9 protein-coding genes are annotated in these 9,940 nt (G+C 38.4%); 7 read left to right on the top strand and 2 right to left on the bottom strand.

Translation table 11 applies throughout. The annotated features are described in order from the left end of the window. The first annotated feature begins 6 nt into the window (after positions 1 to 6). The 6 genes from Q0465_RS09495 (at position 7) to Q0465_RS09470 (ending at position 7,269) form a co-directional block, all read left to right on the top strand. Complete coding sequence (locus tag Q0465_RS09495) at positions 7 to 1,380, top strand: DUF389 domain-containing protein (protein WP_298615530.1); 1,374 nt, start codon at positions 7 to 9, stop codon at positions 1,378 to 1,380. A gap of 306 nt (positions 1,381 to 1,686) precedes the next feature. Continuing rightward, positions 1,687 to 3,891 carry a peptidase domain-containing ABC transporter gene (locus Q0465_RS09490; protein ID WP_298615528.1) on the top strand — a complete coding sequence of 735 codons (2,205 nt, stop codon included), beginning with the start codon at positions 1,687 to 1,689 and terminating at the stop codon, positions 3,889 to 3,891. A gap of 18 nt (positions 3,892 to 3,909) precedes the next feature. Further along, positions 3,910 to 5,238: an HlyD family efflux transporter periplasmic adaptor subunit gene (locus Q0465_RS09485; RefSeq protein WP_298615526.1), complete on the top strand. Its 1,329-nt coding sequence runs from the start codon at positions 3,910 to 3,912 to the stop codon at positions 5,236 to 5,238. A gap of 216 nt (positions 5,239 to 5,454) precedes the next feature. Continuing rightward, the gene (locus tag Q0465_RS09480) at positions 5,455 to 6,045 is read left to right on the top strand and encodes a LemA family protein (RefSeq protein WP_298615524.1); all 591 of its coding nucleotides are present in this window, start codon (positions 5,455 to 5,457) and stop codon (positions 6,043 to 6,045) included. A 14-nt stretch (positions 6,046 to 6,059) separates the two neighbouring features. Further along, positions 6,060 to 6,500: a TPM domain-containing protein gene (locus Q0465_RS09475; RefSeq protein ID WP_298615522.1), complete on the top strand. Its 441-nt coding sequence runs from the start codon at positions 6,060 to 6,062 to the stop codon at positions 6,498 to 6,500. 7 nt (positions 6,501 to 6,507) lie between these two features. After that, on the top strand, positions 6,508 to 7,269 hold the full coding sequence (locus Q0465_RS09470; RefSeq protein ID WP_298615520.1) for a TPM domain-containing protein: 762 nt from the start codon (positions 6,508 to 6,510) through the stop codon (positions 7,267 to 7,269). Positions 7,270 to 7,277: 8 nt separating this feature from the next. Here the strand turns inward: Q0465_RS09470 and Q0465_RS09465 are convergent, their stop codons facing one another. Both Q0465_RS09465 and Q0465_RS09460 read right to left on the bottom strand, forming a co-directional pair. Next, the gene (locus Q0465_RS09465) at positions 7,278 to 8,024 is read right to left on the bottom strand and encodes a CDGSH iron-sulfur domain-containing protein (protein WP_298615517.1); all 747 of its coding nucleotides are present in this window, start codon (positions 8,022 to 8,024) and stop codon (positions 7,278 to 7,280) included. A 163-nt stretch (positions 8,025 to 8,187) separates the two neighbouring features. Further along, the gene (locus Q0465_RS09460; protein ID WP_298615514.1) at positions 8,188 to 9,141 is read right to left on the bottom strand and encodes a calcium/sodium antiporter; all 954 of its coding nucleotides are present in this window, start codon (positions 9,139 to 9,141) and stop codon (positions 8,188 to 8,190) included. Between the two features lie 156 nt (positions 9,142 to 9,297). Between Q0465_RS09460 and Q0465_RS09455 the strand changes: the two genes are divergently transcribed. Further along, positions 9,298 to 9,909 carry a LysE family translocator gene (locus tag Q0465_RS09455; protein WP_298615511.1) on the top strand — a complete coding sequence of 204 codons (612 nt, stop codon included), beginning with the start codon at positions 9,298 to 9,300 and terminating at the stop codon, positions 9,907 to 9,909. The last annotated feature ends 31 nt before the right edge of the window (positions 9,910 to 9,940 follow it).

Genomic DNA, 9,940 nt, shown 5'->3' with positions numbered 1-9,940 from the left:
AGGGATATGAATTTTTCAGAATTATTTCTTCAATTTAAAAATTATCTGAGAGGGATTTTAGATCCTTCAGAAGACAGGGAGAGTGAAACAGAGACCATTGAAAATATTTGCAGAGGCATTAATTTCCGTGGTAGTAATTTATGGGTATTGATTTTTGCTATTTTTATTGCTTCATTAGGACTGAATGTCAATTCTACGGCTGTCATTATTGGTGCGATGTTGATTTCTCCGCTGATGGGACCTATCATGGGAATCGGTTTAGGTTTGGGAATCAATGATTTTGAATTAATCAAGAAGGCTTTTCGGAATTTGGCCATAGCTACCGTTTTCGGGATTTTAACCTCTACCTTTTATTTTTTGATATCTCCTTTAAATGAAGCTCGTTCGGAATTATTAGCCCGGACGACCCCTACGATATACGATGTATTGATTGCTTTCTTTGGAGGGATGGCGGGTGTTGTTGCGTCCAGTACGCGTTTAAAAGGAAATGTGATTCCGGGGGTTGCCATTGCCACTGCTTTGATGCCTCCCTTGTGTACAGCAGGTTTTGGAATTGCCAGCGGTAATTTTACTTATTTTTTCGGAGCTTTCTATCTTTACATGATTAATTCCGTTTTTATTGCTTTTGCCACGACTCTCGGTGTGAAATTAATGCATTTTTCCAAAAAGACCTTTGTAGATAAAGCCCGGGGGAAACGAGTGCAACAATTGGTTTATACTATTCTTTTCCTGACCGTGGTGCCGAGTATTTATATTACCTATAATATGATCCGGAAAAATATTTTTGAAACAAGTGCCAACCGTTTTATTGGCAATGAAATCAATTTTCCCAATACATTTGTGGTCAATAAATATGTAGATGCGGAGGCCCCTGAGCGTAAAATTTCGGTTTCTTTGGTAGGAAAGGAAGTTCCGGAAGAATCGATCATTATGTTGCGTCAGAAAATGGAACAATATGGTTTAAAAAATGTGCGTCTGGATATATCCCAGGGATTCGGAAAAGAAGAAGAAGATACCGGGAAGGAAGGATTAAATAATTTGGTGTTACAGGATTTTTACCGCCATAATCAGGAAAGAATCCATCAGCAAACAGAAGAGATCACTTATTTAAAATCCCGTTTAGAAAAGTATACAGTATATGATTCTGTTGCCCAGGTGATTACTCCGGAATTGAAAATATTATTTCCTTATATCCGTTCAATAGCGGTGTCCCGGTTAGTACGGACAGAGGTCGAATTGCAAAAGAGTGATACGTTAACGGTTGCCTTTTTGGCCTATCGGAAAAATCCTGTGGTTGTCGAAGAAGAACGTTTCAGATCCTGGTTAGCGACACGTTTAAAAGTGGCTAATGTTGAAATTATCCGGCAAACTGAAAAATAAGAGAAAAGAAAATATTCAGGAACGGATTCCTGAAAAGCCAATACCTGTCATTTCCTTTCGTAATCAAAAACGGATCTGAAAAGGGATACATAGATTTCATTGTTCCGGAGCAACTTTTTACACATTAGGGACGTGCCCTTTTGTGTAATTTTTCATCCTTTTCCGATAGCAATTCGATCTTTTCATATACTTATTTTTTCCTGATTAACTATATACTAAACAGATAGTATTGTTTAATTAAATATGAAAATATATTATTAAATAAAAAAGAAAAACTATATTTGTATATATTGAATAAATAAATGTATGCGGCGTTATCCTATTTATACCCAATTAGACAGAATGGATTGCGGTCCAACCTGTTTAAGGATGATTGCAAAATATTATGGACGGGTTTACAGTTTACAGACCCTGAGAGATAAGGCTTTCATTTCTCGTTCGGGAGTTTCATTATTGGGTATTAGTGAGGCTGCAGAATCCATAGGATTTCGCACGACGGGGGTAAAAATTACTTTTGAACAGCTGGCGGATGAATTTCCGCTTCCTTGTATTCTTCATTGGAATCAACAACATTTTGTCGTATGTTATCGGATAAAAAAACGGCATAATAAATATAAAATACTGATAGGAGATCCAGCAGGAGCTCAGCCGGTAACTTACAATGAGGAAGAATTTAAACGTTGCTGGATCAGTTCGAGAGACAGGGGACAGGATACAGGTGTTGCTTTGGTATTAGAGCCGACTCCTGATTTTTATTCAATGGAGGATGACCGGAAAGAAGCTAAAAAGAAATTAAATTTTTTTTTCCGTTACCTTTCACCGCATAAAAAAGCTATTGTGCAGCTGGTCCTGGGGATGGTAATCGGGAGTATATTACAATTAGTTGTTCCTTTCCTTACGCAGTCGTTAGTGGATGTCGGAATCCGGGATAACAACCTGAATTTTATCACTCTTATATTAGTTGCTCAGCTGATTATCTTTATTGCCCGGCTTTCGGTGGATTTTATCCGGAGTTGGTTATTGCTTCATATGAATATCCGGATCAATATTTCGCTTATTTCTGATTTTTTAGTGAAATTAATGCGTTTGCCGTTGCATTTTTTCGATACGAAAATGATTGGTGACATTATGCAGCGCATTGGGGATCACAGCCGGATTGAATCATTTTTGACAGGGTCTTCGATTTCTACTCTTTTTTCCTTTGTCAATTTTATCGTATTTGGGTTTGTGCTGGCTTATTATGATTTGTCTATTTTCGGGCTTTTCCTTTTAGGGAATGTTTTATATGTGATTTGGGTATTATCTTTTATGAAATACAGGAGGGAATTGGATTTACGTCGTTTTTCGCAAGCTTCGACTGAGCAGAGTACTTTATACCAGATCATAACGGGTATGCAGGAAATCAAGCTCAATAATTGTGAAACGCAGAAGAGATGGAAATGGGAACGAATTCAGGTAAAACTATTTAAAATAAGTGTAAAGGGATTGGCTTTGCAGCAATACCAGCAGGTCGGTTCTGTATTTTTTAATCAGACAACTAATATTTTGATTTCTTATATTGCTGCCCGGGCAGTAGTGCAAGGAGAGATGACTTTAGGTATGATGATGTCGCTTACATACATTATCGGACAGTTAAATTCTCCCATTGAGCAATTTATCGGTTTTGCCCGTTCTTTTCAGGATGCTAAAATCAGTTTAGAACGTTTGAATGAGATTCATCAGAGAGAAGACGAAGAAGAGACTGCTATGGATAAGGTCTCGTTTTTACCTCAGAATCATACTTTTACAATAGAGAATTTGTGTTTTAGTTACGATGGTTCTTCGGATTACGTGCTCAACGATGTCAATTTAATTATTCCCCGGAACAAAATAACGGCTATTGTAGGCGCTAGCGGGAGCGGGAAGACCACTTTAATTAAGTTATTATTGGGTTTTTATTCTCCGAATAAAGGAAATATAAAAGTGGGAGATGTTTATTTGAAAAATATAAATCCTCATTTATGGCGGAGTGTAACGGGATCTGTAATGCAGGACGGTTTTATTTTTTCGGAAACCATAGCAGAAAACATAGCGATAGGGGAAGAAACCATTGATAAAGAGCGTTTATTAAATGCTGCTCAAATTGCTAATATAGATCAGTTTATTGATTCTTTGCCATTGGGTTATAATACGAAAATCGGTATGGAAGGGAGTGGGATCAGTCAGGGACAACGTCAGCGTATACTCATTGCACGGGCTGTATATAAAAATCCGGAATTTCTTTTCTTTGATGAAGCGACGAATGCTTTAGATGCAAATAACGAAAGGGAGATTATGGAGCATTTGAATGAATTTTATAAAGGGAAAACAGTGGTTATTGTTGCACACCGGCTTTCTACAGTTCAGAATGCGGATAAAATTGTCGTTTTAGATAAAGGGGGGATTGTGGAAGAAGGTACTCATCAGGAGCTTACCTGTTTGAAAGGAGTCTATTATCGGTTAGTAAAAAATCAGTTGGAATTGGGAAAATAATGATTAATTGTCTTTTTTATGTCAGAAAAGGAAATCGAATTACGAAGTGAAGAAGTGCAGGAGGTGATGGGACATATGCCCAACTGGATATTGCGTTGGGGGATAACTTTATTTTTGGTCATTATTATTATCCTTTTGGTGGGAAGTTTTTTCTTTCGTTATCCGGATACGATTACTGCTACTATGACGTTGACGAGTGATAATCCTTCCGTACAGGTTATTGCGCGGACGAACGGGCATTTGACACATTTATACATAGAAGACAAGCAGGAGGTTGAGAAAGGAGATTATCTGGCTGTTATTGAAAATACAGCGGTTACAGAAGATATATTGCAATTGAGAAACACATTGATACCTGTGGTAAATCAGCCGGACAGTGCTCTTTTGCTTTTTAATTCTGAAAAAGAACTGAAATTAGGCAATGCTCAGTCTTTATATACCAGCTTTATGCGTAGTTTATATGATTATAAAAACTATAAAGTTTTGAATTATTATCCTCAAAAAATAAATTCCCTGAGAAAACAGATCAGCAAATATGAAATTTATCACCGTAACTTAATCGGACAGGAACAGATACAGCAGGAACAATACCGGATCGGGAAAAAACAATACGAAAGGGATTCTATCTTGTTTGAGGAAGGAATTCTGGCGGCGGCAGATTTGGAAGTGAGCCGTACGCAATTGTTACAAAGAAGAACGGCTTATGAGCAGCTCAAGGCTTCTATTGACAATTTGCAAATTCAGATAGGAGATTTGGAGACAGATATATTGGATTACGAACTTCAGCGGGCAGAGAAAGAAAAAGTTTTGTATCAGAACTATTCGGTTGCTGCGGAGCAATTATTGAACGAAATTAATAATTGGGAATTAAACTATGTATTAAAAGCTTCTGTTTCGGGAACCGTATCTTTTACGCAGATCCGGCATGTCAATCAGTATGTAACGGCAAATGAGATTGTTTTTAATATCGTCCCGGGAAAAAATGAGCAATTGATAGGGAAGGCTATGTTGCCGGCTCAGCGGTCCGGGAAGGTAAAAGTCGGACAGCGGGTTATCATCCGGTTTACAAACTATCCCGACCAGGAATTTGGCATCGTCAATGGAAAAGTTTCTTCTATATCTTTGGTCCCCAATCAGAATAATTATATGATAGAAATTCTTCTTCCGGACGGGCTTCATACCAATTATAAAAAAGAGTTGCCTTTTAGTCCGGAGATGGAAGCTCAGGCTGATATTGTGACTGATGATTTACGTTTAATTGAGCGATTCTTTATGCCTTTAAAAAAAATATTTAAAGAAGGTTTTGATACAGAGGAAAATGCCTTGGCAAATCCTCAACTTTCCTGATCGTTTACCGTTTTTTCCCGGATATTAAAAAATATTGTTCGGGCTCACTGCCATTTTGACAAATTTTTTTAGCTCAGAATTAAACTTTAATTTTTGTAAATCGTTAAAATACAATATATTCGGTAAGTAGAAAATTTTTGTTGAAAAAGAATGCCGGATGGTATTAAAATTGCTGAATAAATACAGATAATTATAATATGAAGTAAAATTTTCTATATGAAAAAGGGGTATATTGTATTAATTGTAATCGGGGTTATTATTCTGGCTATTTTTTTGTGGTTTCGGGGTAGCTATAACGGTATGGTAAAAATGAATGAAACTGTTGCGGCGCAATGGTCAAATGTAGAAAACCAGTATCAGCGGCGTTTAGATTTGATCCCCAATCTGGTAAATACTGTAAAAGGTTATGCGTCTCATGAACAGCAGACGTTGACGGATGTGGTAAATGCCCGGGCAAAGGCTACTCAGACTCAGATCAACTTCGAGCAGCTGGATGAAGCTACTATGCAGCGATTAAACCGTACTCAGGGGGAATTGTCTTCGGCACTGTCAAGATTGATGGCTATTTCGGAGAGTTATCCGGATTTAAAAGCGAATCAGAATTTTTTGGAGTTGCAGGCGCAGTTGGAAGGAACGGAAAATCGTATTGCTGTAGAAAGGCGTAAATTTAATGATACGGTACGTACATATAATGCTTATATCCGTCAGTTTCCTAAAAATCTGATTGCGGGTATGTTTGGATTTACGCCCAAACCTTATTTTGAAGCGAGTGCCGGGGCAGAGACGGCTCCTAAAGTTGAATTTTAAAATATTTCTGAAACATGTTATCTCCGGAAAAACATTTTACATCGGAACAAAAAGACGCCATGGTGGCTGCCATTCAGGAAGCGGAGAAGAACACTTCCGGGGAAATCCGTATTCATTTTGAGAATTATTGCAAAAAGGATGTATTGGATTGTGCAGCAGAGGCGTTTGCTCAGTTGAAAATGCATAAAACGGCGCTGCGGAACGGAGTGTTGGTTTATATTGCACTGGAAGATAAAAAAATGGCGATTTTAGGAGATGCGGGGATCAATGCCAAAGTTCCTGTCAATTTTTGGGATGAAATTAAAAACCGGATGATAGAAAATTTCAGAAAAGGGCAGATTTGTGAAGGAGTTTGTAATGCTGTTCGGGAAATCGGTATACAATTAAAGACATATTTCCCTTACCAAACGGAGGATATAAATGAACTTCCGGATGAGATATCATTCAAAAAATAAAAAATTTATGAGACGTTTTTTGATATTGGTTTTTTTGTTGTTGGCTGTCGGAGTGCTGGCTCAGGATTTCCCCGAACCTATGCATCCGAAACGTATCGTAAATGATTTTACACAACTGTTTACACCGCAGCAGCAAGCTGCTCTGGAAAGGAAATTACGGAACTTTAATGATACCTCTTCCACTCAGATCGCGATAGCTACAGTGCCTACATTAGACGGCTATGCTCCCAATGATTATGCTCAGCGTTTGGCAGAGAAATGGGGCATTGGGCAAAAGGGGAAGGATAATGGTATATTGATTTTGATTAAGCCCAAAAAGGGAAATGAAAAGGGACAGGTAGCCATGGCGGTGGGTTATGGCTTGGAGGGAGTTGTGCCGGATGCCATTGCTTCCCGTATTATCCGGAATGAAGTGATTCCGGAATTTCAAAATGGGCGTTATTATACTGGTGTCGAAAAGGCTACAAACGTATTAATGGATTTGACGGGGGGAGAATACACAGCAGAGCAGTATGCGAAACGGACAGAAGGAGATGGAGCGGCTTGGCCGTTGATAATACCTTTAGTTTTTATTTTCTCAATCCCCTTCTTATTTAAAAGGCGTAAAGGATATACAACGGGTGGACATGATAAGGACGGATTTCCTCCTATCTTTTTTGGCGGATTTGGTGGGGGGCGTAATTTTGGGTCTTTCAGCGGAGGAAGTGGTTCTTTCGGAGGTTTTGGCGGAGGGAGTTTCGGCGGAGGGGGAGCTAGCGGAAGTTGGTAATACAGTAATTAGCTTGTCATGCCCGGTTGCTCATCACAGAACCGGGCTTTCATATGAGAGCCGTCGCAGTAAGGTTTATTATGGGAAATTCCGCAGCGGCACAAAGTAACACGGTTTCGTATTTCATAGGGAGTGCATTCGCTGTCTTCCATGGGAATACCTCCCTTTACCCAGAGCGGACCGCTGCAGTTCCTTTGGGGATCTTCAATCAAACTGAGAGAAGGTTCCAGACGGGGTTCTAAAAATTCGTCTTTTTTTTTATCTTTTAGTTTCAGACGTCCCGAGGGACAATGAAATGTTTCCCGTATCGTTAAGTCATGAGCTTCCGGGTTATGTGATTGTTCCACTAAATTCCATACAGTTCCTTTAGCCATACAGAACCGGGCATGTACGCAATAGATTTTATTATCCAATAATTGTAAATCTTCCCCTTCTGAGATTTCAACATTATCTAGCAGGGGTTTACGGTCGGCCGAAAGAGTGGGATCCCAGTCTACTTGAGTATGTGAACCGTCACAAAACGGTTTTGTATGGGAATGTCCGCATCTGCATAAAACCATAGGTTCGTGTTCTACTTTATACGTAATTCCCGTTTTGTATTCCCAGGCTTCCCCTTCAGTATTCGGGACGATAAATTCCTGGCGTAAAGTAGGTTTTCCATACACAAAGTAAGGACCTTTGGAGTCTATGATAATGGAATATCCTTTACTGAACATGGGCGCTCCCGGTTCAATCTGAAAATTTTCTTTTTCCATAACTGTTTTATTTATTCCTATAGGATAGTATACTACCGAAAGAAGTAAAAAGTTGTTGGAATACGCTTGGAAAAGACTGTTAATCTATTAATAATCAAAAAATACTTCAAAAACTGATTTCGTTTTTGATTTCATCTGAAAGCTAGAGGTGAAAGATTGAACTTTATCCTAAAATCAGCCAAATTACATAAGAGATATAAAGGAGTAAAAAAATTGCACCTTCCCATCTTTCGATTTGCCGTCCTTTACCTGTAAAAATAAAGATAAACAGGAGGAGAGCGGAAAGGAAATTCATTCCGATGTCGGGCAGGTTTGCTGTGGACATTTGAATAGGGGAAATTAAAGCGGATATCCCCAATATCAGAAAAGTGTTAAAAATATTGGATCCGACTACATTTCCGATAGCCATGTCTACATTTTTTTTGCGGGCTGCTACGAGGGAGGTCGCCAATTCAGGAAGAGAAGTTCCGATGGAAACGATCGTAATGGCAATGATTCTTTGTGAAATACCCAGTATTTCTGCGATTTGAACGGCCCCTTTTACCAGAAGCCGTCCTCCTATGACCAGTCCGGCTAATCCTACAAGGATCCAAAATACGGATTTACTGATTGTATAATGTTTGACTTCCACTTCTTCGGCTCCTCCTTTTCTGGCAAGGATTAAAGTATAAGCTACAAAAAAGACAAAAAAGCATAGTAGTACGATTCCTTCTGCCCGGCTAATCATATAGGGTGAGGGGATGGGCCAATGATTATTTCCGAACATAACTAGAATTAGAAAAGCAGCTAATACTGCCAGAGGAACTTCTACCCAAGTGGTGGCTTTTTTGACTGCAATAGGATAAATGATGGCAGTAATTCCTAAAATGGCCAGTATATTAAAAATATTACTGCCTAGGACATTTCCTAAAGCTAATTCTGATTGTTTTTCGGCAGAAGAAAATAGATTGACGACAAGTTCGGGTGTTGAAGTACCAAAAGCCACAATTGTTAATCCAATGACAATATTAGGAATATTCAGACGGAAGGCAAGTGCTGCACCTCCGTCTACCAGTTTATTCGCTCCATAAATCAAAATGACGAAACCCAGAATGAGCCAGATAATATTCAATAACATGTTGTTGTCTTACATTAAGATATATATTGTTTACGCATTTAAGCCATACGGAGTTCAGGCATACTTACAAAGATATTTTATTTTTAAAATTTATCTTTATTTTTGTTCTATGTTCCGGAGAATAAAAAGAACATAAATTTGAATAGTGACTGATCTATGAATGTGTGGAGCTTTCTGATTGCTGCGGTATTATTGACAATTATGCCTGGGCCGGATATATTATTTGTTATTACACAAAGTATAAACCGGGGAAAAAAGGCCGGAATTGTGTTTGCATGCGGATTGTGTACGGGGCTTGTTTTTCATGTAACTGCAGTAAGTTTGGGATTGTCTGCTCTGTTGGCCGGTTCTCTGCCTGCCTTCACTGCATTAAAAATTGCAGGAGGAATATATTTATTTTATTTAGGAGGAAAAGCATTTATTAACCGAAACAGAGCCTCACTGCGTTTTTCTTCAGAAAGTATTCCCGTATTTCATTTATTCCGCAGAGGTATATTGATGAATTTACTCAATCCCAAAGTAATTTTATTTTTTTTAGCTTTTTTCCCGCAATTTGTGAAAACGGAAGGTGAAAATCCGGTATTCCAAATGCTTTTTTTAGGACTTGTATTTATTTTTCAGGCTATAGGTGTATTTTCTTGTGTTGCTTTAGTGGCAGATAAACTTTCGGCTGGAATTATGAAAAAGCCTCGTTTTGCTTATTGGATGACGATGACGGAGGTTTTTATCTATATTCTGATTGGGATAAGTATTTTTTTTATGATTTAAATAAAGATTTAGCAATAGTTTACGTTCGTTT

The sequence above is a fragment of the uncultured Odoribacter sp. genome (assembly GCF_937966165.1).
Taxonomy (GTDB): Bacteria; Bacteroidota; Bacteroidia; order Bacteroidales; family Marinifilaceae; genus Culturomica.
This window is presented reverse-complemented; position numbering and strand designations above follow the sequence as displayed.